The following is a 25537-nucleotide window of genomic DNA, read 5'->3' as shown; positions in this document are numbered from 1 at the left end:
CCTTCATAGCTCTGGTCCCATGGAGAAATGAATCCGCCAGTCGCCGCCGGCGTTTTCATCCATTCCCTTGGCGATATCAAACTTCAGAGGGCCCACCGGGCTCACCCAGCGGATACCAATACCCACACCATCCACCAGGGTATCCGTCAGGTGATCAATGGCATTACCACGGTCGAAGAAAGCCGCCAGGCGCCAGCGCTCAGCAAAGCTGTACTGGTATTCTCCGCTGCCAACGATCAGGTAACGCCCCCCAGCCAGGTTGCCATTGTCGTCACGGGGGGAGAGCGACTCGTACGCATAGCCGCGCACACTCTGGTCACCTCCGGCAAAGAATCGCAGTGACGGCGGCACATTATCAAAATTGTTGGTCGCCACACCGCCGAACTGAAAGCGCGTTAACAAACGATGGTTATCCCAGAAGGTGACCATCCCTTTGAGCAGCACATTAACATGGAGAATGTCGACGTCAGACAGCAGTTTCCGGTGAGACCCCGCAATGTCGAACTGGGTACGAAAGCCGTTGGCCGGATCCAGCGGAGAATCCGCCGTGAGCCAGGAATAGCTGATGCCGGGCAATAACAGGCGACTGAACGACGAGGGTTCACCACCGATGCGATAACGTTCGCCTTCCGCCCGCAGTGACAGGATCTGCAACCAACCGCTGTCCAGCTCATGCTGCCACTGCTGGCCAAGGGTCAGACGCTCAGATTGCACATCTTCGATATCTTCCATCTGGTAGCCGGCGCTCAGACGGATCAGGTCGGTCATGGGAGGGTCGAGAGGGATTTCATACCACGCACTGACGTTCTGGCGAGGTTCCGATAGCTCTGTTTCCGCTCCGCGACGATGCCCCATTGGGTTGACCCAGTGCTCCCGCCAGGTGCCCTTGAGGCGTGGGCCCACGTCGGTGGAAAACCCGACCCCGGCAGACACCGAGCGGGGAGCTCGGGCAGTCAGCTGCACACTGACAGGAATTTCCAGATCCTCGGCTTCGTCCGGCGAGGCATCAACCAGCACCTGCGCAAAATACCCGCTATTGGAGAGATCAGCATTGAGCGCGGCGATCTTGTCTGCGTGATAGAGTTCACCAGGCTCAATGGAAACGAAGCGCGCCAGCAACTCGCGCTCAAACGCCTCCGCTCCGACAAAGTCGACGTTGCCGAGGCGATAACGCTGGCCACTGACAAACTCCAGAGTGATGTCCGCATAGCCCTCTTGCGGATTCACAGCCAGGGTATGGGTCCGGTACTCGCTGTCAAAATACCCCAGGCGAATCGCCCGGTTCCGGATCAGCTGTTGCAAGGCGTCGTAGTGACCGTGGTGAAGTACATCGCCAACGGCGGGCCTGTCGGGCAGTACCGGCAGGAACTCCGGATCCGAATTGGCCGGCCCCTCAATGGTCACAGTCACCGACCGGACATGGACCGGCTCGCCCGGGATAACGTTAATCACCACCGTCGGCAAGCCGTCATCCCTCAAGGTCCATTCGAGCTCCGGCTGGTAGTAGCCCAGTGCCTTCAGCGCCTCCCGCACCTGAGTCAGCGCCGTTGGCACGTACCGACGCAGACGCTGGGCACTGCGCCCTTCAACGTCGCCGATAAAAGCGTCCGCGTTCGCCTGCAGTTCCGGATAATCGCCCTGAACCACAACACTCACCTGCTGCGCCAAGACCGAGGACCATGCCAGCCATATCAATAACGCCCAGACGGCTCGGGGCTTCCAGGTTCTCCTTGGCATCAGGCGATATGGCCGTTCAGCACCCCGTGGTAAATGGCAAAGAAGTGGCAGGTACTGCCACCCACCACAAACAGGTGCCAGATTGCATGGTTATAGGGAATCTTCTTGATGAGGTAGAACACCACCCCAAGGGTGTAGGTCACGCCGCCTGCGATGAGCAATGACAACCCCAGATCATTGACCGTCTCCGACATCTCCTTGGAGGCAACCACCACCAGCCATCCCATCAGCAGGTAAATGGTAATCTGAAGCGGTTTGAAGCGGTGCCCGAAGATCAGTTTCAGGGCAATGCCGCCGATGGCCAGCCCCCAGATCACCGCGAACATTGTCCAACCCACGGTGCCACGCATATTCACCAGCAGAAAGGGAGTGTAGGTGCCGGCGATCAGGAGAAAAATCGCACAGTGATCCAACATCTTGAATAATCGCCTCATCTCCGCCCGACGGGCAAAATGATAAAGCGTAGAGGCCAGGAACAGCAGTGTCATGCTGCTGCCGTAGATACCGAAGCTGACGATTTTCCAGACATCTTCCCGCTCGACGGCCATCACCAGCAGCACAGCCATGCCCGCAATACTGAACAAGGCGGCCAGCCCATGGGTCAGCCAGTTCAGCCACTCCTCGACTTTGGGGTAAGGCTCAAACGACACCGATTGGGGCACTCTGTCTCTCCCTGAATTCTCGCAAATGTTGCTGTAGAGGCGAGCGGGCATTTTGCCCTGCCTCCCCCTTGCGAGTTTACGTTTGATGGGCAGGTTAATCCACGAACAACTGCAGATTGGCCGTTTCGCCACCGACACCTGCTCCTTATGCCAATGGTAATCCCCGGCAATCGCCACATGATCAAGTTAAACCATGAAGTAATAACAAGAACAACCTCCACAGGAGTGCCTCCATGCCCCGAGACCCCATCGGCCTAGCGCTATCGACCATGACCCGACTCGCAGCCAGCCCCTGGCTGGATCGTCTTGGTGTGCGAACCCCGGTTGAGAAAGCCGCCTACCAGGGCACCAAAGCAGGATTCCGGACCCTGTCCCTGGCCGCCCGTGAGGTGAGCCGTGTGTCAGGCTGGATGCCGCGTAAGCAACTGCCCGCCCGTTCGTCCCAGGACCTGTTCGACCTGTCGCTGGATGATGACCAGAAACTGATTGTCGAAACCCTGAGCAGACTGGCCATGGACACCTTGCGCCCGGCTGCTGCCGAGGCGGACGAAGCCTGCGCCATGCCAGCAGAGGTCTATGAGGCGGCGACAGAGCTCGGGCTGACTCTGTATGCGGTTCCGGAAGCCTTCGGTGGCATTGCTGAGAGCCAGTCCCCAGTCACCAGCGTGCTGATTGCGGAACAACTGGCGCGGGGCGACATGGGCATGGCCCTTGGCTTGCTCGCCCCGTTTGGCGTCGCTCAGGCCATCAGCCAGTGGGGTACCGGCGCCCAGCAATCGAGCTACCTGCCGCTGTTCTGCGACGGTGATGCCCCCGTGGCCACCATCGCTGTCGACGAACCCTCGCCGCTGTTTGACCCCATGCAGCTGCAAACCCGTGCCCGCCGCACCGGCAGCGGCTTCGAGCTCAGCGGCACCAAGAGCGCCGTGGTGCTGGGCGAAGTCAGCGACCTGATACTCGTGGCCGCAGTACTCGAAGGCACACCCCGGTTGTTCCTCGTTCCCGGCAACAGCGACGGACTGCAACGCAGCGCAGACCTGGGTATGGGCTTGCGTGCCGCCCAGCTGACCCGCCTTGAACTGAACAAGGTCACCGTCCCCAACGATGCCCTGCTGGGGGATGATAGCTTTGACTATCCAGGTTTCCTGGACCGGGCCAGCCTCATGCGCTGCGGTCTCGCCATCGGCACGGCCCAGGCGGTGCTCGATTATGTCATCCCTTACTGCAATGAGCGCACGGCCTTTGGCGAGCCCATCAGCCATCGTCAGTCAGTGGCGTTCATGATCAGCAACATGGCCATTGAGACCGACAGCATGCGCATGTTGACCTGGCGCGCCGCCAGCCGGGCCGAAACAGGCCAGAGCTGGCACCGGGAGGCCAGCCTCGCCCGCCTGCTTTGTAACGAAAAGGCGATGGAAACCGGCACCAACGGAGTACAGCTGCTCGGCGGTCATGGCTTCGTCAAGGAACACCCGGTTGAACGCTGGTACCGGGACCTGAGATCCGTTGCCGTCCATTTTGGTGGCGCACACGCCTGAGGAGCACTGCATCATGTATCTGGATATTCCCCGCAAGTTTGGTCCGATCATCCATCAGGCCCAGCAGACCGCCAAAGAAGTGTTTCGGCCGATCTCCCGCAAATACGACCGGGCCGAACACAGCTACCCGAAAGAACTCGATATGTTTGCCACCATTATGGATGGCATGAACGATGGCTCGCTCAACGGCGGTGCTGGTGCAGGAAAGCTGGCCAGGTCCGGCAATGGCAGCGGTGAGGGCAACCGCAACGGCACCAACATGAACACGGTACTCGGCCTGACCGAAGTCTGCTGGGGCGATGTCGGGCTGGCGCTGTCAATTCCCCGTCAGGGGCTGGGCAACTCCGCAATCGCGGCCGTCGCCAACGAGGAACAATTGAAACGCTTTGGCAAGACCTGGGCGGCGATGGCAATTACCGAGCCCGGAGCAGGGTCAGACAGCGCAGCCATTCGCACCACTGCCACCGAGGACGGCGATCATTACCTCATCAATGGCGAGAAGATTTTTGTCACTGCTGGCGAACGCGCTGACGCGGTGGTGGTCTGGGCCAGCCTGGACCGCAGTCTGGGTCGGGCGGCCATCAAATCGTTTGTGGTGGAGAAAGGAACGCCCGGGATGACGGTGGAACGGCTGGAGAAAAAACTGGGTATCCGCGCCTCAGACACCGCCACCATCCGCTTTGAGAACTGCCGGGTGCCCCGGGAAAACCTGCTGGGCGATCCGGAAATCAGTGTCGATAAAGGCTTTGCCGGCGCGATGCAAACCTTCGACAATACCCGGCCAGTGGTCGCAGCCATGGCCATAGGGGTGGCCCGGGCCGCGCTGGAGAAAACCCGCGACCTGCTAGACTCCGCCGGCCTTGATCTGGATTACCGTTTGCAGGGCTGGAACCAGCCCGCTGCCGTGAGGGAACTGCATCTGTTGGAAGCTGAACTCGAGGCCGCCCGGCTGCTGACCCTGCGTGCCGCCTGGATGGCCGACAATGGCCAGCCCAACTCCAAGGAAGCCTCGATGGCCAAGGCGAAGGCCGGACGGGTGGGTAATGCCATCACGTTGCGCTGTGTGGAACTGAGCAGCAGCATAGGCTTTGCCGAAACAGAGTTGCTGGAAAAGTGGTCAAGAGACTCAAAAATTCTCGATATTTTTGAAGGAACCCAGCAAATTCAGCTCCTTATCATTGCCCGCCGGCTTCTCGGCAAGTCGTCTGCCGAGCTTAAATAGGCTAATCTTGCGCAGGTTGGGCGTTCCGCCCGACCTGCGTGCGGCCATTCGCCCGTCCATATTCACATTCAGCTCAGCTGCAGTTTCCAAGGCAACCAGATGCTCAAGATCAACCGGGAGAACCTGAAAACCAGCCATCAGCTAATCTGGTTCATCATCGACTTTCTGATGCTGGGGTTGTTAATCATCAACCTGACCCTGATCATCATCGATTCCACCTACAGCTTCATCGCGGTACAGAACCTGTTACTGGAACACGCGCCACGGGTCCAGCAACTTTATCAACCGGTCCATGAAAACTTCCTGTTCCTGGATATGATCTTCGTGGCCATTTTCCTCAGCGAGTTTTTTGTGCGCTGGGGCTATGCCCTCAAAGCCAGGGTCTATGACCGCTGGTACTTCTACCCGTTTATTCACTGGTACGACCTGGTTGGCTGTATTCCGGTGGGCAGTCTGCGCTTCCTGCGGGTACTTCGGGTGATATCCATCATTTACCGGCTCCACCAGTACCGGATTATCGACGTCACCCAGTCCAGGCTCTACCAATTGGTTGCCTTCTACTATGACGCCTTCATGGAGGAGTTGTCCGACCGCATCGTGATCAAGGTGCTCAGCGGCGTACAACACGAGATGGACCGTGGTTCGCCCCTGTTCGAGCGCATCCAGGGCGACATCCTGTACCCCCGCCGGGAGATGCTGACCGACTGGATATCCACACGGGTTGCCAAGGCTGCCAGCCACGGATACATGCCCAAACGGGCCGAGCTTCGGATCTATCTTGAACACCGGGTCGATCATGCCCTGAAACAGAACCTAGAGCTGTCCCGCCTCCGACTGGTGCCCGTGGTGGGCCCCACGATTCAGGAGACCCTGGAAGACGCCGTGGGTGATATTGTGGCCAACGTGATCCATCAGATTCTGGAGGACCTGGCGTCTACCGACAACCACGGTTTTATTGAAGACATCGTTCAGGTCATGCTGCCTGAGCCAGGCGCCGGAGAACCCGATGAGGCCCGAAATGATGCCCTGATCGCGCTGATTAACGAGATTATCGAAGCCGTCAAGGACCAGGTCCGGGTCAAGCACTGGCGTGCGGAACTGAAACAGTAATCCTCCAGGGAGCCCAATTTTGAGCCAAGCCCCACTGCACTACCGCCCCGCCCATGAACTGGCCACCGAGCTGAAGTCCGGCACACTCAGCAGTGTCGAACTCACCCGCAGCCTGCTGCAGCGGATAAACAGTCATAACACCCGGCTAAATGCCTTTACCTTCCTGAACGAACAGGCAGCATTGGATGCCGCTGCCCGCGCCGATGAATTGCTGCAATCCGGCATCACGCCGGGGCCCTTGCATGGCCTGCCAATGACGGTCAAAGACACCTGGGAAGTGGCTGGCATGCCATGTACCGCCGGCGCCCCCAGACTCAGGGAGCACCACCCGCAGCAGTCCGCCACAGCGATCCAGCGGCTGAAAGACGCTGGCGCCATCATCATCGGTAAATCCAATGTGCCACTGTATGCATCCGACCTTCAGAGTTACAACAAACTGATCGGTGTCACCAACAATCCCCATGACAGCCGCCATACCCCCGGGGGCTCCTCCGGAGGCGCCGCCGCTGCTCTGGCCGCCGGCATGACACCTCTGGAGGTGGGCAGTGATCTGGCCGGGTCAATCCGTACCCCCGCCCATTTCTGCGGTGTCTTCGGGCACAAACCATCCCGCGCCCTGGTCTCGATGCGTGGCCACATTCCCGGACCTCCCGGTGCCCTGAGCGAACCCGATCTGGTGGTCGGTGGCCCCATGGCCCGCAACAGTGATGATCTGGAGTTGCTACTGAACGTCATCGCCGGCCCTAACCGGCAGGAAGCCCGCAGCTGGACGTTGGACATGGAGCCAACGTCGCTCACGGCGCTGTCTCAGACTCGGGTTGGCCACTGGTTCGAGGATGCCGCCTGCCCGATTGACGATGAACTGGCCTCAGGCTATAGGGATCTTGCAGCCCGGATCGCGAACACCGGCGCCCGCGTCAGCCAGGCCAGCCATCCCCTGCTCAGCCTCGAGCGAATCATGCCAGCCTATTTCACCCTGCTCGGCGGGCTGATGGGAGCATCACTGAAGCCTGCCCAAAGGCGACAAATGCTGCTGGCGAGCCACCTTGATCCGATCATCAGCCGCTTAACGGCCATGACCGTTGGCTCGGGGCAGTATGGTCACGGCGCCAACCTCAGCTATCGCGAATGGCTGATATGGAATGAAAAGCGGGAGAAAATGCGGGCCCAGATCGAAAGTCTGTTCAATGACTGCGATGTACTGCTCACACCCGTGACGCCAACCTCTGCCATTCCCCACGATCACAGCCAACCAGTGTTCAAACGCCGGATAACCGTCAACGGGGAAGCACGCCCCTATCTGGATCAGTTCTGCTGGATCGCTCTGGCAACATTGCTTGGCCTGCCAGCCACCTCGGTGCCAGTGGGCCGAACCGCCAACGGCCTGCCCTACAACGTGCAGGTGATCGGTGCCCCGGGCAAGGACCTGACCACCATCGGCTTTGCCCGGCTTCTCGAACAACAAGGCCTTGCGGGCTTCCAGGTCCCTGCGGGGTTCTAGGGGGAGAACACTCCCCCCGGAAGTGACGCTACGAGCTGTCAGCCGATGCTAGTGCAAGGCCTCAGAAGGCACGATGGGTAACGCAATGCCGGAGGGCATCTCCGGGCCCATGTGCAGAGTCATCACACCAAGCAACGAGTTGATCAGCTCCAGCAAGGGAGGAATACCCTGCGGCACATTGCTGGTGCTGATTGAAACACGCAGGCTGGATCCCGGCGGGATATAGGCACTGGTGGAGAAAACTTCAACAGACACCTTTTTCGGCTCCAGCGGCACCAGCAGCTCTCGGTCTGTACTCCTGAACGTGTGCCATGGCTGCAGCATGATGCCGTTGTCGTAGCGGGAGCGCGCCTCATCCACCGAGTGCATGCTGGCGGTCATCAAACCGTTGGTCAACGGTTCAGAGCGGCCGTCGGCGCCAACAACATCAACCCGCACCGACAGTTGTACATCCTGTGCGGTGGTCGATACCCAAAGGTCAGCCTGAATCGGGCCGTTGATGTATATCCCGTCTTCCCCTGCCGGCAGATCAAACGTCAGTGAGGCCAGCTCGGCAAGGTCGTTGGATTCGAAACACGGCAGCGGAATAAAGCCCGTCGCACCCGCCGTCCACTGAGTGGTGCTGAACGAACACAGACCGTTCAGCGGCTGCTGAAGCGTTGACATCGTAGTGGCGTTTTGAGGAACAGAATCCTGCAACTGGCCCCGGCTTGCCAGCGCACCGTCTGAGGTCAGGAAGAACTGCTGGGCTGACATCTCAGGATGAGGCCAGTCGGTGGTGGTTTCATAGCGTTCAACACCGGTCACATACTGAGTGACATTAGGCTGAGCGTCCACATTTGTCTCCAGCCCCATGACATACTCGTCAAACCACTGCAGTTGAAGATGATCAAAATCAGGCACGCCATCGGCCGGCAAACCATTGGAGGGAAGCCCTGCCGCCTCAATGTGAGTCCAGGGACCAATGAGCAACTTGACGGGCACCCGGCCCTTGAGCCGCTCAAACCAAAGTGGCTCGCTGCGCTGGAACAGGTCATGGGATCCGCCAACAATAAAGGTGGGAACCTGAATGTTGTCTACACCCTCAAGCGGAGAACGCACGGACCAGAAGCCCTCATCGAAAACCGTTTCTTCATCGCCCAGCACGGCCTTCAACATGGTCGGCACCTGAAAATCCAGGATCGCACCGGCCAGCCGGTCCGGAATCGCTTCCAGTATGGCTGACGGGTCATCAGTAGCCAGCAACTCCAGTGGCAAAATACCCAATCCGGTCACTGCGCCCATCCAGATGGGGATGAACGTGGCATTTACATTGCCGCCAGTAAAGACAATATCCCGGTAGCCATCGCCAATCGGAACAATCGGAAACGCCGCCTTGACCGCCGGGTTCTGTTGCTCTGCGGTCAGTACGGCGGTAATCCCCAGATAGGAGATACCCTGCACGCCAATACGGCCATCAGACCACTGCTGGTCAACAACCCAGTTCACGACTTCGTTGTAGTCGGCCTGCTCCCGTTCACCAAACGCCTCCCAGTTGCCCTCAGAATTACCGGTACCGCGAACATCAACAAGGACCGACGCATAGCCCCGCTTGACCAGGTAGTCACTGGCACCCACTGCTGGCACGTACTGCCCCACCGACGAGTTATAGGAAGTCTGAGTAAGAATGACGGGGAATGGTCCCGGCGCCGGGGTTCCAGCCTCCGTGGCCGGCACCGTTATCTTGGCAAACAGTTTTACGCCATCCGACATCGGGATGAGCTGATTGTCCAATGTAACGGTGTTCGGGAAATCCTCAGCCCGCTCATAAGGCTGCCATTGCTGGCCTCCGCTCTGAAGAATGGGAACTTGCTGCGACAACGCAGAGCGACTGCCCAGCGTTGAGCGCGTAGCTGAGGGTTCTGCCGTCCTGCCTGGATTGGGTTGCAGTATTTTCTCGGATGGCAAGGGACCTGCAGCCTCTCCCTCTCCGCCACCAGATCCGCCAATACATGCGGTTAAGAAAAGACTGCTTGCAAAGGCCAATGCACCTGCACGTTGAATCATGGTTTTTATTCTCTCTTTGGAAAACGTGACACAGTGCACACATTTTAGAGAGGACGAGCCATCATCCGCATTGACTCAGTTGACGAATAAGTTACCGAAATGAGGGAGAGAGGAATTTGTGGCACACCCCGACGATGACGGCCAAGCAAACACGAGCTACACACAGGGCGAAACAACAAGGATGCCCCAAACGCTCCCGGCAAAAACAAAAAAAGCCGGTCAAAGACCGGCTTTTTCATGTTGGCAACAGGGAGCAGAAGCGATCGGCTTCGACGGCAACGCCACTGCTGCGCGTGGCGTCAGCAAACAACGTCGACTCACAAGTCCCTGACAAAAAAAGAAAAGGCCGGTCAATGACCGGCCTTTTCTATGTTGGTAGCGGGGGCTGGATTCGAACCAACGACCTTCGGGTTATGAGCCCGACGAGCTACCAGACTGCTCCACCCCGCATCAAAACTTTCCGTCTTTCGGAACCCTTCCCGATCAACGTGGCGCGTATATTAAGGACTAAGGCCCGACCTGTCAAACACTTTTTTGAAATAAATCCGTTGGATATTCCAAATCGTTATTTTCAGTCCCTGAGTTGGCTCCGACCACCTCCAGCGCCTCCTGCACCGGCCTAAAGGAACGGCGATGAATCGAGGTGACGCCAAGGCGATTAAGCGCCTCCAGATGTACAGGTGTCGGATACCCTTTGTGCTGAGCCAGGCCATAGCCGGGATAATCCACCTCAAGGGCCACCATTTCCCGGTCTCGGGTCACCTTGGCGATGATTGATGCCGCACTGATACACGCCACCCGTCCATCACCCTTTACCACCGGCTCGGATGGCCAGCTCCACTTGGGGCAGCGATTACCGTCCACCAGCACATACTCCGGCTTGATGGCCAACCCGGCCACCGCCTTCTGCATGGCCAGCATGGTTGCCTGATAGATGTTCAGCTGATCAATCTCATGGACGTCACAACGTCCGATACTCCAGGCCAGGGCCTTCTCGAGAATCTCTTCGTAAAGTACATCCCGGCGCTTTTCAGTCAGCTTCTTGGAGTCTGCCAGCCCCGGCACCGGCCGCTTCGGGTCAAGTATGACCGCCGCAGTAATGACCGGCCCCGCCAGTGGGCCACGTCCGACTTCGTCAACACCCGCCAGTAATGGGCCGGTGTAGTGGCAAATAAACGGCGGCAGCGGCGTTTTTGCGGCCATCAGGAGACCTTTTCCAGCAGGCTCGAAATGGCCGTGGCGGCCCGCTCGTCAGCCGTGCGACGCAACTCGTGGTGAAGATCGCTGAAGGCAACCCGGAGACGCTCACGCTCACCGTCGTTTTCCAGTCGTTCCAGTACGGCAGCACCGAGAGCCTCGGGGGTTGCATCATCCTGCAACAGCTCTGGCACCAACGCCTCTCCCGACAAGAGGTTGGGAAGGGCGACATAGGGCACTTTAACCAGACGAGATACCAGCTTGTAACTCAATGCACTCAGGCGATAACCGACCACCATGGGCTTCTTTAGCAGCATGGCCTCAAGGGTTGCCGTACCTGACGCCAGTAACACCACATCAGCAGCCGCCATCACCTCCCGGGAACGTCCCCGGACAATGGTCACCGGCAGTTTGACGTCCAGACTCTCCACCAGTGCCCTCACCTGCAGTTCCCGCTCCCGGTTAACGCAGGGTATGACCAGTTGAACATCAGCACGATGGGATTGGATCCAGCGCGCGGCAGAGAGGAAGAGATCACCAAGCCTGGCCACCTCACCACCGCGACTGCCCGGAAGGATGGCCAGCACCGGAGCCTCATCACTCAGCCCAAGGGACTGGCGGGCGCCTTCGGTATCCGTCTCCATGGGAATCCGGTCCGCCAAAGGATGGCCAACAAACGCCACAGGCACCTGATGCTCTTCATAGAACCGGGCTTCAAAGGGAAACAAGGTCAGCATCAGATCGACGGATTTTGCGATCTTGAAAATACGCTTCTGGCGCCAGGCCCAAACCGAAGGGCTGACATAGTGGACCGTGGGGATACCGGCGTCGCGGCATCGGCGTTCAACGCCGAGAGTAAAGTCCGGGGAATCGATGCCGATGACGACATCTGGCGGTGTTGTCAGGAAGTAATCCATGAGCCGGTCGCGAATGCTGAACAACTCACGCAGACGCCCCAGCACCTCGACGAGCCCCATGACAGACAGGCGCTCCATCGGAACCAGGGAATGAAAACCCTGGGCAATCATTTCATCACCGCCAATACCCACAAAACGCGCCTTGGGATAGCGCGCTCTGAGGGAACGGATCAATCCTGCTCCAAGAATATCGCCAGAGGCTTCCCCGGCCACAATGCCAAAGGTAATCCGGCGCTCGCTGATCACTCTCGAAACGTTGCAGGTCACAGACGAGGCCACTTAGCGAATGATGCCGCGATGGGTACCACGCAGGGATTCAATCAGCGGTTTGACCTCTGGAATGTCGGCGAACTCGGCTTCCAGGGTTTCAATCGCCTGCTCGGTGGTCAGCCCCTGGCGATAGATCACCTTGTAGGCGCGACGCAGCGCCAGCAAGGCATCCTTGCTGAAACCCCGGCGCTTGAGGCCTTCGACATTCATACCAAAGGGCTCAGCGGATTGGCCGCTCGCCATGACATAGGCTGGAATGTCCTTCAGTACGATACTGCCACCCGCACTCATACTGTGGGGACCGATCTTGCAGAACTGGTGCACCATAGTGCCACCACCCAGGATGGCCCAGTCACCCACGGTGACATGACCCGCCAGCGTGGCACAGTTAGCCAGGATGACATTGTCACCCACAACACAGTCGTGGGCGACATGGACATAAGCCATCAACAGGTTACCGCTGCCGATCCGGGTTTCGCCCTGATCCTGAACCGTACCCCGGTGAATGGTGCAGTTCTCACGGATAACGTTGTCGTCACCGATCACCAGAGTGGTAGGCTCACCCGCGTACTTCTTGTCCTGACATTCCTCTCCGATACTGGAGAACTGGAATATCCGATTGTTGCGACCAATGACCGTAGGGCCCTTGACTACAACGTGGGACATGATTTCAGTGCCTTCACCGATTTCGACGTCTGGCCCGATATAACTCCAGGGCCCGACTGTTACGCCGTCGGCAAGTTTGGCGGAAGGATCTACAATTGCCTGCGGATGAACTCCCGACCAATCAGTTGTCGCCATTAAACATCTCTCTCAGCGGTCATAACCTCCGCGACGCAGGCCACTTCTCCGTCAACCAGCGCACGGCAGTCAAATTTCCAGATTCCATGTTTACCGGATATAAACTGCGACTCCATCCGCAATTGATCCCCTGGCACAACAGGCCGCTTGAAGCGCACCTTGCTGGAGCCAGCGAGATAGTGTACCACGCCGTCAGACGGTTTCCTGTCCACCGTCACAAAGCCGAGGATACCGGACAGCTGGGCCATGGCTTCAACGATCAGAACGCCAGGCATGACCGGGTGGTTGGGAAAGTGCCCGTTAAAGAACGGCTCATTGATGGATACGTTCTTGTACCCAACAATTGATTTTCCTTTTTCGACTTCCAGTACACGATCAACCAGCAGGAACGGGTAACGGTGTGGAAGGAACTCCATGATTTCTTTAATGTGCATCATCAGGATCGGCCTCAGCCCTCTAATTTCTTTTCAAGTTCCTTCAGCTTTCGAGCCATGGCATCCAGCTGTCGGAAGCGAACCGCGTTTTTTCGCCACTGCTTGTTCGGTTCAGCACCTGTACCAGAAGAGTAGACCCCCGGCTCGGAAATATGACCGGTGACAAGCGTCATTCCCGTAAGGTGAACCTGATCTGCAATCTCCAGATGCCCGGCTACGCCGGAAGCGCCGCCAAAAACACAATGTCGCCCAATTCGGGTGCTACCGGCAATACCCACTTTGGCCGCCATCGCCGAATGGTCGCCGATGGTCACGTTGTGGGCAATCTGGATCAGGTTATCCAGCTTCACACCGTTGCCGATCACAGTGTCATCAAGGGCACCACGGTCAATGGTGGTGTTGGCCCCGACTTCGACATCGTCTCCCAGAACCACTCGGCCAACCTGGGCAATGCGATGCCAGACGCCCCGCTCGTTGGCAAAGCCAAAACCATCGGAGCCCAGCACTGCGCCACTCAGAATATGGCAGCGTTGTCCCAGAATAACGTCGTGGGCAAGGGTTGCACGAGCCCTCAGCACCGTTCCGGCGCCCAGTTCACAGCGTGCGCCCACGACACATCCGGCACCAATGACAACACCGTCGCCAATAACAACATCCGCTTCGACGACGGCCATCGGGCCAATGCTGGCACTGTCAGGCACGGTGACCGAGGCATCCACCACCGCAGTGGGGTGAATGCCGGGCTGTGCTAGAGGTGCAGGATCAAACCAGTGACTGAGGCGAGCATAACCAAGATAGGGGTTATCCAGTAACAGGACATTGGTCTGAGATTGCTCCGCGGCGGCTGGGGAAAGGATCACAGCCGAGGCGCGACTGCCCTCGAGGTAGCGGGCATAAGAGGGATTCGCCAGAAACGAAATCTGGCCGGGCTCAGCCGCCTGAAGGGTAGCCAGTCCATGGATTCTGGTGTCGGGATCGCCTCTGAGCTCAGCGCCAAGGGCTTCCGCGATCTCTCCAAGTGTATAGGTAGCAGGTGTCATTGCAGGCTCCGCGAGGAATGACCAGAATCCAGGAATCGCCCCGCTAACGGGGCGAAGATCATCATTACTGGTTCAGTTTTTCCAGCAATTGCGGCGTCAGGTTCAGGTCTGGCTTGACGTAGACAACGGCTTCGCTGGGGAGGATCAAGTCCAGGTTCTGCTCTTCCAGCAACTCCTGCACAGCAGCATCCACACTGGGGCGGGCCTGCTCAAGGAAGGCTTGCTTGCGACCGGAAACCGCCGTGTCCAGACGCTGACGCAGGAAATTGAATTCCTGTACTTTTTCCTGGAACTGGGTGTTCAGCTCGTTGCGCTCGGATTCGTTCATCATGGCGCCGTCCTTTTCCAGACGCTCGCCCAACTGGCGCGCAGCTTCCTGGGCGGCACGCACACTTTCCTCGTCGTCAGAAAATTCCTGCTGCAGCTGCTCACTGAAAGCCTGGGCAGCGTTGGAGGAAAACAGGGCCTGACGAAGGTCCACAACTCCAATCCGGGTCTCCGCAACAGCCGGAACCGCAAGTGTCATCGCAACCAGGGCAATAAAGGCGCGCAGTCTAAACATGTTCATTCTCCTCATTGTTATAGGCTAACCACATATCCTGTGTTATCAGAAGCTCTGCCCCAGCGAGAACTGGAACACCTGGGTATCATCCCCAGGCTTGTCATTCAGCGGCTTGGCCAGACTGAATGCCAACGGGCCAACAGCGGTAATCCACTGGAAGCTCACACCCGCTGAGTAACGGATGTCGCCGACCTCCGGCTCGTAACCGCGGTCAGAATCAAACACCTGACCACCATCCAGGAAAAACGCCGTTCTCATGGAGCGGGTATCTCCGGCGAACGGTGTCGGGAAAATCAGTTCCAGACTGCCTTCCGCCAACAGGTTACCGCCAAACGGATCAGGATCCGAATTGTCATTAGGGCTGTTGGTCGCCAAGGGGCCCAGCGAGTTTGCTTCATAACCGCGAACGGAACCATAACCACCGGCGTAGAAGTGCTCGTAGAATGGCATGGACGTAATATCGCCGTAGCCATCGCCGTAGCCGACTTCGGTACGCAGCCTGAGCACCCAGCTCTGGGCATTGTTCAGCGGCTGGAACCAGTCAGTCTTGTGGCGCAATTTATAGAACGTCAGGTCACTGCCCGGCACCGCCACGTCCAGCGACAACGAATGGCTGTAACCGTCGCTCGGCAGCACACCCCGGTTCAAGGTGCTGCGGTTCCAGGAACCAAACAGGAAGTAGTTGCCGTAGGTGCTGCCCTGCTCAGCGATGAAGTCTTGAACTTCCAGCGCCGTAAATTCGCCGGTCTGAATCTTGGAATGCGTGTAGCCAACACCAAAGTTCAGACGGGTGATGTTATCAACCGGGTAACCAAAGGTCAGACGCCCACCCATTTCGTCGAGCAGGTAGGATGAAATGTCTTCCGACTCGTAATCAGTTTCACGGGCAAAAAGACTGAACCCGCGGCTGACCCCATCTACTGTGAAGTACGGGTCCAGGTAAGTGAAGTTGGCGCTTTTGACCGAATCACTGACATTTGCGCCAATGGATACCCGCTTACCGGTACCGAAGAAGTTGTTCTCTGAGATATTGGCCCCCAGAATGGCCCCGGAGGTTTGGGAGTAGCCCACAGACGCAGACAGACTTCCTGTCGGCTGCTCTTCAACCGTGTAATTCACATCAACCATGTCGTCGGTGCCCGGAACCGGAACGGTTTCCACATTCACGGTTTTGAAGAACCCCAACCGTTCCAGACGGGTCTTGGAGAATTCGATCCGATCGGTGGACGCAACCCCACCCTCCATCTGGTTCATTTCCTGACGCAGTACATCATCGCGGGTGGATACGTTGCCGCTGAAGTTGATCCGGCGCACGTACGCTCGCCTGCCCGGCTCCACGTAGAAGGTCACAGTTGCCGTGTTGTCCTCATGGGTTTCCGGAATCGCATTGACGTTGGCGAAGGCGTAGCCTTCGGTACCCAGACGGCGGGACAGGATCTCAGAGGTTGACGTCATACCTGCGCGGGAATAGACGTCGCCCGGCTGGATAAAAATGAGGTTACGCATTGCCTCTTCCGCGAGGATAAGATCGCCTCGCAGCTGAATATCACGCACGGTGTACTGAGGCCCTTCATCAATCGCAATGGAGATGAAAACGTCTTTCTTGTTCGGCGAAATGGAGACCTGACTCGATTCTACCGTGAAATCGATATACCCCCGATCCAGGTAATAGGACCTCAGGGTTTCCAGATCCCCACTGAGGCGTTCACGGGCGTACTTGTCCGCACTGGTGATGGAGGCCCACAAACTGGACGTCTGAAGCTCCATTAACCCCAGCAGCTCTTCATCGGAGAAGGCCTCGTTACCAATGATATTGATGTGCTGAATCGCAGCAACATCACCCTCATTGATATCCAGTCTGACCGCAACCCGGTTACGAGGCAGTTCCTCGGCGGTTGCCTGAACCCGGGCACTGTAACGGCCCTGGGACACGTAGGACCGGAGAATTTCGAGTTCAAGACGATCCAGGGTCGCACGACGGAAGACCTGCCCTTCATCCAGGCCTGCAGTGGACAGGGCATCCATCAGCATATCCGTTTCGATGTTCTTGTTCCCTTCGATCTCGATCGAGCTGATGCTCGGTCGTTCGGTGACCGTCAGGATCAGGACATTTCCATCACGACTCGCCTGAATATCCGTAAACAAGCCGGTCTGGAACAGGGTCTTAATCGCACCGGCCAGAACCTGCGGGTCAAGCTCCTCGCCAACGGCAATCGGGAACGCAGAGAAGACGCTGCCGGCGGAGACCCGCTGCAGTCCTTCTACCTCAATGTCCGATACGATGAAATCATCAGCCTGGGCAGGCTGGCCACCGACTGTTGTAACTAATAGGCCGAATACCGCGCCGAAAAGAGAACGTCTCATTCAATTATTTCGCCTGTTAGTGCGGGTAAGAAGGTGGCAATTCTCACAACCGCATCAGGTCGTTGTAAAGTGCAAACACCATCAATGAAAGAATCATTACCATACCAATTCGTAATCCAAGTGCCTGCGCCTGCTCGGAAACCGGCTTCCGGCGAATCGCCTCGATGGTGTAGAACACGATGTGTCCACCATCCAGTACGGGCACGGGCAGCAGGTTCAACACCCCCAGGCTGACACTCAGGTAAGCCAGAAAGCGAATAAAATCCTCAAAACCAGAGCTGACACTTTCTTCAGCAATCCTTGCGATGGTGATCGGACCACTGAGGTTACTGGGTGACAGCAGACCCGTCAGCATCTTTTTCACCGCAACCAGAGTCAGACGGGTGTCAGACCAGGTTTCCCCAATCGCATGGGGAATCGCAGAGAGCGGATTGTAACTGACTTCGCGCAAGAATTCGTCCGGCCATCTTATCGGAGTTACTCCGGCACCGATAAAACCAGTCACCTGACCGTCCTCGGCGGTGCGTTCCGCCGGCGTCACGCTGAGCTCAAACTCGCCCTGCTCGCGAACCACCGTAACACTCAGTTCCTGCTCAGGCGCATTACGGATGTGTTCAACCAACTCGAACCAGTTACCGATCACCTCACCATCGACCGCAACCACACGGTCACCGGCGAGCAAACCGGCAGACGCTGCCCGGCCATCTGCTGCAACCTCACCAATCACCGCCGGAACGGCCGGACGCCAGGGTGACACACCAAATTCCTGCAGCGGATACGGGTTATCCTCATTCAGCCGCCAGCCACCCAGGTCTCCAATGAGCGTACGCTCCCCGGCGCCATCAGCAGCCTCAGTCACGGTCAGGGAAACCTCACCATACTCCCCTGCCCGCTCCAACAGCCGCATATTGATATCGCGCCAGGAAGAGACCTCATGGCCATCAACAGCCAGGATCTCCATCCCGCCAGACAACCCCATACGCTCCGCTACCGACTGCGGGGCCACTTCCCCGACCACAGGCGCAACAGTGGTAAAGCCAATGACCGACAGCAACCAGTAGGCGGCGATGGCAAACAGAAAATTGGCGGCCGGGCCCGCTGCAGCGATGGCAATCCGCTGCCCGGGAGGCTTGGAGGTAAACGCCCGATCCCGCTCTTCGTCCGCAACCGGCCCTTCGCGTTCGTCGAGCATTTTGACGTAACCGCCCAGAGGAATGGCGGCGATGGCGAACTCGGTGCCGTGCCGGTCGTACCAGGAATAGATGGGATTGCCAAACCCCACCGAGAACCGCAATACCTTGACACCACAACGCCGGGCAACCCAGAAGTGCCCATATTCGTGAATTGTGACCAGGATGCCCAGCGTCAGAACCAGCGCCAGAACGGTCTGAATGAATTCCATACAACTCCCGGGGCCATCACCCCACCTTGTCAATCAACACGGCCTCGACAGGCTCGCGCCGTCCAGACGGTTTGTCGCCGCCTCCTCGAACGCACATGCTCCGGCAAGCCTACCGCTTCAGACCGCAAACTTTACCCTGTGTTCCTGTCGCGCTGCTAACGTGCAGCCACGCCGGACCTTATCCGGGAGGCTCGCTACAGGTTGTTCAGGTATTCGTTCGCTACGGAACGGGCTTCTCTGTCCTTGGCAAATATCGTCTCAAACCCGTCGGCCGGCACATCAGCGACGCGCTCCAGTGTGCGCTCTATCACCGATGGTATGTCAATAAAACGTATCTTACCGTTAAGAAACGCATCCACCGCGACTTCATTGGCTGCATTCAGCACTGCCGGTGCCGTCCCGCCCAGGCGAAAAGCCTCAGATGCCAGCCTCAGGCAAGGGAAGCGAGCCACATCGGGCCGCTCAAAGTGAAAGCGTCCCAGAGCAAACAGATCCAGAGAGGGAACCCCTGCGTCAATTCGCTCCGGCCAGGCCAGACCATTGGCGATGGGAGTGCGCATATCCGGACTCCCTAACTGGGCCAGCACCGAACCGTCGATATAGTCGACCATGGAATGAATGATGCTCTCAGGGTGTATGTGAACCTCAACCCGGTCAGGCGTGGTGTTGAACAGCCAGCAGGCCTCAATCAGCTCCAGCCCCTTGTTCATCAGGGTTGCCGAGTCCACGGAGATCTTCCGGCCCATGGTCCAGTTGGGATGAGCGCATGCCTGCTCGGGCGTGACGGATGCAAGATCTTCTGCGCTGTGAGTACGGAAAGGTCCGCCAGAAGCGGTCAGCAGGATGCGTCTGACTCCGGCACCTGGCAGGTCACGCACCTGGGCGGGAGGCAGGCACTGAAAAATCGCATTGTGTTCACTATCAATGGGAAGCAGCTCACTGCCGGAATCTGCCACCGCATCCATAAACAGCTGCCCTGACATGACCAGAGCTTCTTTATTGGCCAGCAAGACCCGTTTGCCAGCCCTGACGGCAGCAAGGGTGGGCGCCAGTCCAGCCGCGCCAACAATCGCCGCCATGACCGTGTCAGCCTCATCCACGCTGGCAACCTCGCATAATCCGGATTCGCCTGCCAGCACTTCGGTATCACTGCACTCACCCAGGGCCCGCGACAGTGACGCTGCCGCCCCCTCATCAGCCATCACGGCAACCCGGGGCCTGAATTCACGACACAGGGCCGCCATCTCTTCAAACCGTGAGCTGGCAGTCAGGGCATAGACTGAAAATCGCTCGGGGTGGCGGCGAATGACATCCAGGGTACTCTGGCCAATGGAGCCAGTCGCACCGAGAACCGTGACATTGCGCATTACCAACCGCCTGCTGTCAACCAGTCAAGCTGAATGATCAGCAGGGCAAACACCGGAATGGCAGCGGTCAGACTGTCTATGCGGTCCATGATCCCGCCATGACCCGGCAACAGCTGGCTGCTGTCCTTGATACCACGAAAACGCTTGAGCATGCTCTCCAGCAGGTCACCCAAAACCGAAACAGCCCCGGTCAACAGACTGGCAACGATTAACAGACCGCCATCCCGGACACCCGCATCCGCCAGCCAGGCAGCAACAACCGCCAACACGCTGACGGCGGCAAGGCCACCCCAGACTCCCGCCCAGGATTTGCCAGGACTGACCCTCGGCGCCAGCTTGGCTTTGCCGAATGCCCGACCCGCGAAATAGGCGCCGATATCAGCGACCCACACAATGAAGAACACGTAGAGGATCAGCAGCAGGTTGTTATCAATACTGCCAAACTGGAAGGATCCGGTACGCAACTGGTTCAGACCGACCCAGGCCGGCACAAGAACACACAGCCCCATTAACGCTCTCACCGGGACGGGCGACCAGACATTTGAACCAGTCGGGTAACTGCGCACCAGAAGCAGACAGATCCCCCACCACACCAACGCCAGCCACAAGACCAGCGAGTGAGGCTCGTACAACAGGAACAGGACTGCCGCGACCAGGCCAGCATAGCCGATGCGGGCCGCTGGCTTGCTCATTCCGGCCATATTGGCCCATTCCCAGGCACCAAGAGTAATCATGACACCGGTAAATAGCGCAAAGCCGAGCGGCGGCAGGAAGAAGATGCCACCAATGGCGATGGGGGCAAGGATCAGTGCAGTGATGACACGGGTTTTTAGCACGTTTAGGTTCGCTTATTGTTCGTTGTTATCAATCTTGGCCGCAGCCAACTGATCGTCGGTTTGGCCAAAACGGCGCTGGCGCTGAGAGTAGGCGGCTAAGGCGTTCAACATCTCGTCGGCGAGGAAATCGGGCCAGAAAACGTCAGAAAAGTAAAATTCTGTATAGGCCAGATGCCAAAGCAGGAAGTTGCTGATGCGCTGCTCGCCGGCAGTGCGAATCATCAAATCCGGCATTGGCAGGTCACCAATCGACAGGTGCTGCTGGATCAGATCATCGGAAATATCAGAAGGCTCAAGCTCGCCATTGCGAACCTGCTCCGCAACCTTCCGGGTCGCCTGAGTAATATCCCAGTGTCCGCCGTAGTTGGCAGCGATAACCAGAGTCATCAGGGTGTTATCGCGAGTCAGTTCCTCCGCCCGGGCCATATGCTCCTGGAGCACCGGGCTGAACGCTGAACGGTCACCGATAATCCTCAGGCGGATATTATTGCGGTGCAGCTTTTTGACTTCCCGTTCAAGAGCGAACAGGAACAGGCGCATCAGCGCGGAGACTTCCTCCGCCGGCCGGCGCCAGTTTTCACTGGAGAACGCAAACAGGGTCAGCACTTCCACACCTTCCCTGGCGCAGGTTTCAACAACAGCCTTGACCGCTTTTACCCCGGCCTTGTGCCCTGCCACACCCTTGAGCTTGTGCGCCTTGGCCCAGCGGTTGTTGCCATCCATGATAATGGCAACATGGCGGGGACTCTGACTGGCCAAGACAGGAATCTCAGCGGTTACACTTTCCGACATGCTTTCCCCTGGCCGACAGGCACTTTCCTGACCTGCCGGCATTCAGTTAATGCTACCTGGAATGGAGGTTATACCTCCATCAGGTCCTCTTCCTTGGCCTTGAGCATCTTATCGACTTCAGCGATGTAGCGATCCGTCAGCTTCTGGATCTCGTCTTCACCCCGGCGCTGGTCGTCTTCGCTGATTTCCTTTTCCTTCAGCAGCTCCTTGAGGTCGTTATTCGCATCACGACGAGCATTACGAACGGAAACACGGCCATGCTCTGCATCAGCCTTGGCCTGCTTGACCATTTCGCGACGGGTTTCCTCGGTCAGCATCGGCATGGGAACACGAATCACATCGCCGTTAGTTGACGGATTCAGGCCAAGGTCGGAACTCATGATGGCCTTCTCGATGGTCGGCGTCAGGTTCTTTTCCCAAGGCGCTACCACCAGTGTCCGGCTGTCTTCAACGTTGACCGCCGCCACCTGCTTTAGCGGGGTATCCTGGCCGTAGTAATTCACCATGACGCTATCCAGGATCGCCGGATGGGCGCGACCGGTACGGATCTTGTTGAACGCGGAGCCCAGAGCTTCCAGGCTCTTTTTCATGCGCTTTTCGGCATCGGATTTGATTTCGTTTATCACTGCAGCATCCTCAATTCGTTGACTTTACTGAACCGTTATCACTGATGGCCCGGCACTACTGACAAGCCCGTACTACGGATGAACAAGCGTACCTTCCGGTTCGCCGGTAACAATGCGAGTCAATACACCTGGCTGGTTCATGTCGAAAATTCGCAGGGGCATGTCATGGTCACGAGCCAGGCAAATGGCCGTCAAATCCATTACCCCAAGTTTCTTGTCCAGTACTTCATCATAGGTGAGATGATCGTACTTCTCCGCGGTCGGGTCGAGCATCGGGTCCGCAGAATAGACACCATCTACCTTGGTTGCCTTCAACACGGCATCCGCTTCAATCTCAATACCGCGCAGGCAGGCAGAGGAATCAGTGGTGAAGAAGGGGTTACCGGTGCCCGCGCAGAAGATCACGACATCGCCATCTTTCAGGTCACGGACGGCACGACGACGGTCATAATGCTCAACAATACCACTCATGGGGATTGCAGACATGACCCGGGTGCGGATATTGGAGCGTTCCAGAGCATCACGCATCGCCAGGCCATTCATAACGGTGGCCAACATCCCCATATGATCACCGGTGACCCGATCCATGCCGGCAGCACTGAGAGCAGCCCCGCGGAACAGGTTGCCACCGCCAATAACCAATCCAACCTGCACCCCAATCCCAACGAGGGCGCCAATTTCAAGCGCCATTCGATCAAGGACCTTGGGATCAATACCAAAATCGAGTTCCCCCATCAGTGCTTCACCACTGAGCTTGAGCAGAACACGCTTGTATCTCGGCTGGCTTTTTGAAGACGTCGGCATGATGATCCCCTATATCGGTATACTGGCTGAACTGTACCCCAAAGAGGTCAGGCCTGTTACGGCCCACTCACCCCATCGGGCTTGCATCTGACATACCTCTTTAAAAAGGGGTATCTCAGATACAAGCCCGCCACGAGGGCCGGGTTTCCCCAACCAACGTGGCAGACAGGTAGCCCCCTGGCATTCAGCGAATGCCGGGGACTGAACAGGAATCAGGCCTTGCCAGTGCCGGCTGCAGCAGCAACCTCAGCAGCAAAATCCACTTCCTCTTTCTCAATACCTTCGCCCACTTCCAGGCGAACAAAACCAACCAGCTCACCGCCAGCAGCCTTGATCAGCTGACCAACGGTCTGGTCCGGGTTCTTAACGAACGGCTGCTCAACCAGGCTGTTCTCTTTCAGGAACTTCTGGATACGGCCGCCCATCATCTTCTCGATGATTTCAGCAGGCTTGCCTTCCATATCTGGCTGGGCCTTGATGATTTCCTTTTCTTTTTCCAGCTCTTCAGCAGGCATCTCTTCCGGCTTGCCTACGCGCGGGTTAACGGCCGCAGCGTGCATGGCAATGTCACGGGCCAGCTCAGGCGTACCGGCAGACAGAGCGACAACAGAAGCGATCTTGTTGTTGCTGTGGACATAGCCACCAACAACCGGACCTTCAACCTTGACCACACGACGCACAGTGATGTTTTCGCCGATTTTCTGAACCAGGGCTTCACGCTTGCCTTCCAGCTCGCCAGCCATCAGAGCGGCAACGTCGGTTTCGCCCTTGGCGAACGCAGCGTCCAGCACATCAGCGGCAAAAGCCATGAAGTTGTCATCACGGGCAACGAAGTCAGTCTCGGAGTTTACTTCCAGGATGAAAGCCACAGTGTTGTCGTCAGACACCTTTACCAGGGACACACCCTCAGCAGCGGTACGACCGGCTTTCTTCGCGGCTTTCAGGCCGGAAGACTTACGCAGTTCCTCGATAGCAGCATCAACGTCGCCACCAGCTTCGACCAGCGCCTTCTTGCACTCCATCATGCCAAGACCGGTACGCTCACGCAGTTCTTTGACCATTGCAGCGGTAATAGCAGCCATGTTCAGTCCTCTTAATATCAGAATTCTGGGGTTCCGCCCCATAGGGCCGGCACACTTGTTTTCGCTTTGCCAGCAGACACCAGGCTCTGCTGACTGGCTGATCTGCCACGCCTCAGGCGCTTAAAGAAAGGGGGACTCAGAGTTCAGCCCCTCAGCCCCCACATTCAAACACTGAAACATGATCAGCATATGACGCCAGATGTTTACTCGGCGGCTGGTGCTTCGCCTTCGGCGCTTTCGCTAACCTCAACGAACTCGTCAGCACCGCCAGCCTGGCCACCTTCAAGGCAGGTGTCAGCAACAGACTTCACGTAAATCTGGATGGCGCGAATCGCGTCGTCGTTGCCTGGAATTACGTAGTCAACGCCGTCAGGATCGGAGTTGGTATCGACAACACCAATAACAGGGATGCCCAGCTTATTGGCTTCTTTGATAGCGATGCGCTCGTGGTCAACGTCGATAACGAACAGTGCGTCCGGCAGGCCGCCCATGTCCTTGATACCGCCGATGCTGCGCTCCAGCTTGTCCATTTCACGGGTACGCTCGAGAGCTTCTTTCTTGGTCAGCTTGTCGAAAGTACCGTCTTTGCTCTGGGCTTCCAGTTCACGGTAGCGACGGATAGACTGACGAATGGTCTTGTAGTTGGTCAGCATGCCACCCAACCAGCGGTGGTTAACGTACGGCTGACCAGAGCGCTGAGCTTCTTCCTTGATGATCTTGGAAGCGGCGCGCTTGGTACCTACGAACAGAACCTTGTTCTTGCCTTCTGCGAGCTGCTGAACAAACTTCAGCGCATCGTTCATGGCCGGAACAGTCTGCTCCAGGTTGATGATATGAATCTTGTTGCGGGCACCGAAAATGTATTTACCCATTTTCGGGTTCCAGTAACGGGTCTGGTGACCAAAGTGAGCACCTGCTTTCAGCAGGTCACGCATATTTACCTGAGCCATGATATTTACCTTGTAGCTTCGGGTTAGTCCTCCACACGTCCGATTGCCCCAACCAGCCTCTTATCTAATAAGAAGCAGGCACCCTGGGACAACGTGCCGACGCGTGTGCGAATTTGCCGGATTTGTTTCCAGCGGGCGCGTTTATACCATAAACCGACGCGAAAACGCCATCTGTTTTTCCCTTCGCCTCCCCCTCCTCTTTCCCGGTTCCAAGCCGGCGGATTCGGCAATCACCTTGTACCAACCGGCCCCTCACCTTTAAAATGGCCGTTTGATT

At 57.6% G+C, this 25537-nt stretch carries 22 protein-coding genes and 1 tRNA gene; 4 read left to right on the top strand and 19 right to left on the bottom strand.

Annotated elements, in window-relative coordinates:
• Window positions 1–3: 3 nt before the first annotated feature.
• Together BLV11_RS10380 and trhA are read right to left on the bottom strand one after the other, a co-directional pair.
• The gene (locus BLV11_RS10380; protein ID WP_091813391.1) at window positions 4–1737 is read right to left on the bottom strand and encodes an autotransporter assembly complex protein TamA; all 1734 of its coding nucleotides are present in this window, start codon (window positions 1735–1737) and stop codon (window positions 4–6) included.
• Window positions 1737–2399, bottom strand: coding sequence for a PAQR family membrane homeostasis protein TrhA (gene trhA, locus BLV11_RS10375; protein WP_245725995.1), 663 nt, complete (start codon window positions 2397–2399; stop codon window positions 1737–1739). Before trhA ends, BLV11_RS10380 begins: the two co-directional genes overlap by 1 nt.
• A gap of 233 nt (window positions 2400–2632) precedes the next feature.
• Between trhA and BLV11_RS10370 the strand changes: the two genes are divergently transcribed.
• The 4 genes from BLV11_RS10370 (at window position 2633) to BLV11_RS10355 (ending at window position 7770) form a co-directional block, all read left to right on the top strand.
• A complete protein-coding gene (locus tag BLV11_RS10370; protein ID WP_091813384.1) occupies window positions 2633–3937 on the top strand; it encodes an acyl-CoA dehydrogenase family protein in 1305 nt (434 codons plus the stop codon).
• Between the two features lie 13 nt (window positions 3938–3950).
• Window positions 3951–5159, top strand: a complete 1209-nt coding sequence (locus tag BLV11_RS10365) for an acyl-CoA dehydrogenase family protein (RefSeq protein WP_091813381.1) — start codon at window positions 3951–3953, stop codon at window positions 5157–5159.
• A gap of 99 nt (window positions 5160–5258) precedes the next feature.
• Window positions 5259–6269 (top strand): ion transporter, encoded by a 1011-nt coding sequence (locus BLV11_RS10360; RefSeq protein WP_091813377.1) that lies wholly within the window; start codon window positions 5259–5261, stop codon window positions 6267–6269.
• Window positions 6270–6288: 19 nt separating this feature from the next.
• Window positions 6289–7770, top strand: a complete 1482-nt coding sequence (locus BLV11_RS10355) for an amidase (protein WP_245725994.1) — start codon at window positions 6289–6291, stop codon at window positions 7768–7770.
• Window positions 7771–7818: 48 nt separating this feature from the next.
• Here the strand turns inward: BLV11_RS10355 and BLV11_RS10350 are convergent, their stop codons facing one another.
• From BLV11_RS10350 to rpsB, 17 genes are all read right to left on the bottom strand, one after another.
• Window positions 7819–9630 (bottom strand): CocE/NonD family hydrolase, encoded by a 1812-nt coding sequence (locus tag BLV11_RS10350; RefSeq protein WP_245725993.1) that lies wholly within the window; start codon window positions 9628–9630, stop codon window positions 7819–7821.
• Window positions 9631–10189: 559 nt separating this feature from the next.
• Window positions 10190–10266: transfer RNA gene (locus BLV11_RS10345), tRNA-Met, on the bottom strand.
• Window positions 10267–10338: 72 nt separating this feature from the next.
• On the bottom strand, window positions 10339–11019 hold the full coding sequence (gene rnhB / locus BLV11_RS10340; RefSeq protein ID WP_091813372.1) for a ribonuclease HII: 681 nt from the start codon (window positions 11017–11019) through the stop codon (window positions 10339–10341).
• Entirely contained in the window at window positions 11019–12197 is a 1179-nt protein-coding gene (gene lpxB / locus BLV11_RS10335; protein WP_245725992.1) for a lipid-A-disaccharide synthase, read from the bottom strand. Before lpxB ends, rnhB begins: the two co-directional genes overlap by 1 nt.
• 12 nt (window positions 12198–12209) lie before the next feature.
• Complete coding sequence (gene lpxA / locus BLV11_RS10330; RefSeq protein WP_091813365.1) at window positions 12210–13001, bottom strand: acyl-ACP--UDP-N-acetylglucosamine O-acyltransferase; 792 nt, start codon at window positions 12999–13001, stop codon at window positions 12210–12212.
• Window positions 13001–13438 (bottom strand): 3-hydroxyacyl-ACP dehydratase FabZ, encoded by a 438-nt coding sequence (gene fabZ, locus BLV11_RS10325; RefSeq protein WP_091813362.1) that lies wholly within the window; start codon window positions 13436–13438, stop codon window positions 13001–13003. The genes lpxA and fabZ overlap by 1 nt, the downstream gene beginning before the upstream one ends.
• An 11-nt stretch (window positions 13439–13449) precedes the next feature.
• On the bottom strand, window positions 13450–14475 hold the full coding sequence (gene lpxD / locus BLV11_RS10320) for a UDP-3-O-(3-hydroxymyristoyl)glucosamine N-acyltransferase (RefSeq protein WP_091813358.1): 1026 nt from the start codon (window positions 14473–14475) through the stop codon (window positions 13450–13452).
• A 64-nt stretch (window positions 14476–14539) separates the two neighbouring features.
• Window positions 14540–15037 carry an OmpH/Skp family outer membrane protein gene (locus tag BLV11_RS10315; protein WP_091814091.1) on the bottom strand — a complete coding sequence of 166 codons (498 nt, stop codon included), beginning with the start codon at window positions 15035–15037 and terminating at the stop codon, window positions 14540–14542.
• Window positions 15038–15082: 45 nt separating this feature from the next.
• The gene (gene bamA, locus BLV11_RS10310) at window positions 15083–17401 is read right to left on the bottom strand and encodes an outer membrane protein assembly factor BamA (RefSeq protein ID WP_091813355.1); all 2319 of its coding nucleotides are present in this window, start codon (window positions 17399–17401) and stop codon (window positions 15083–15085) included.
• A 43-nt stretch (window positions 17402–17444) separates the two neighbouring features.
• Complete coding sequence (gene rseP / locus BLV11_RS10305; protein ID WP_091813352.1) at window positions 17445–18803, bottom strand: RIP metalloprotease RseP; 1359 nt, start codon at window positions 18801–18803, stop codon at window positions 17445–17447.
• Window positions 18804–18997: 194 nt separating this feature from the next.
• A complete protein-coding gene (gene ispC / locus BLV11_RS10300; RefSeq protein ID WP_175528327.1) occupies window positions 18998–20170 on the bottom strand; it encodes a 1-deoxy-D-xylulose-5-phosphate reductoisomerase in 1173 nt (390 codons plus the stop codon).
• A complete protein-coding gene (locus BLV11_RS10295; protein WP_091813347.1) occupies window positions 20170–21006 on the bottom strand; it encodes a phosphatidate cytidylyltransferase in 837 nt (278 codons plus the stop codon). Before BLV11_RS10295 ends, ispC begins: the two co-directional genes overlap by 1 nt.
• 12 nt (window positions 21007–21018) lie before the next feature.
• Window positions 21019–21798, bottom strand: coding sequence for a polyprenyl diphosphate synthase (gene uppS, locus BLV11_RS10290; RefSeq protein WP_091814088.1), 780 nt, complete (start codon window positions 21796–21798; stop codon window positions 21019–21021).
• 68 nt (window positions 21799–21866) lie between these two features.
• Complete coding sequence (frr, locus tag BLV11_RS10285) at window positions 21867–22424, bottom strand: ribosome recycling factor (RefSeq protein ID WP_091813344.1); 558 nt, start codon at window positions 22422–22424, stop codon at window positions 21867–21869.
• A 72-nt stretch (window positions 22425–22496) separates the two neighbouring features.
• Entirely contained in the window at window positions 22497–23228 is a 732-nt protein-coding gene (gene pyrH, locus BLV11_RS10280; protein WP_091813341.1) for a UMP kinase, read from the bottom strand.
• Between the two features lie 212 nt (window positions 23229–23440).
• Window positions 23441–24310 (bottom strand): translation elongation factor Ts, encoded by an 870-nt coding sequence (tsf, locus tag BLV11_RS10275; RefSeq protein ID WP_091813337.1) that lies wholly within the window; start codon window positions 24308–24310, stop codon window positions 23441–23443.
• Between the two features lie 203 nt (window positions 24311–24513).
• Window positions 24514–25260, bottom strand: coding sequence for a 30S ribosomal protein S2 (rpsB, locus tag BLV11_RS10270; protein ID WP_091813334.1), 747 nt, complete (start codon window positions 25258–25260; stop codon window positions 24514–24516).
• Between the last annotated feature and the right edge of the window lie 277 nt (window positions 25261–25537).

The sequence above is a fragment of the Marinobacter mobilis genome (assembly GCF_900106945.1).
Classification (GTDB): domain Bacteria; phylum Pseudomonadota; class Gammaproteobacteria; order Pseudomonadales; family Oleiphilaceae; genus Marinobacter; species Marinobacter mobilis.
This window is presented reverse-complemented; position numbering and strand designations above follow the sequence as displayed.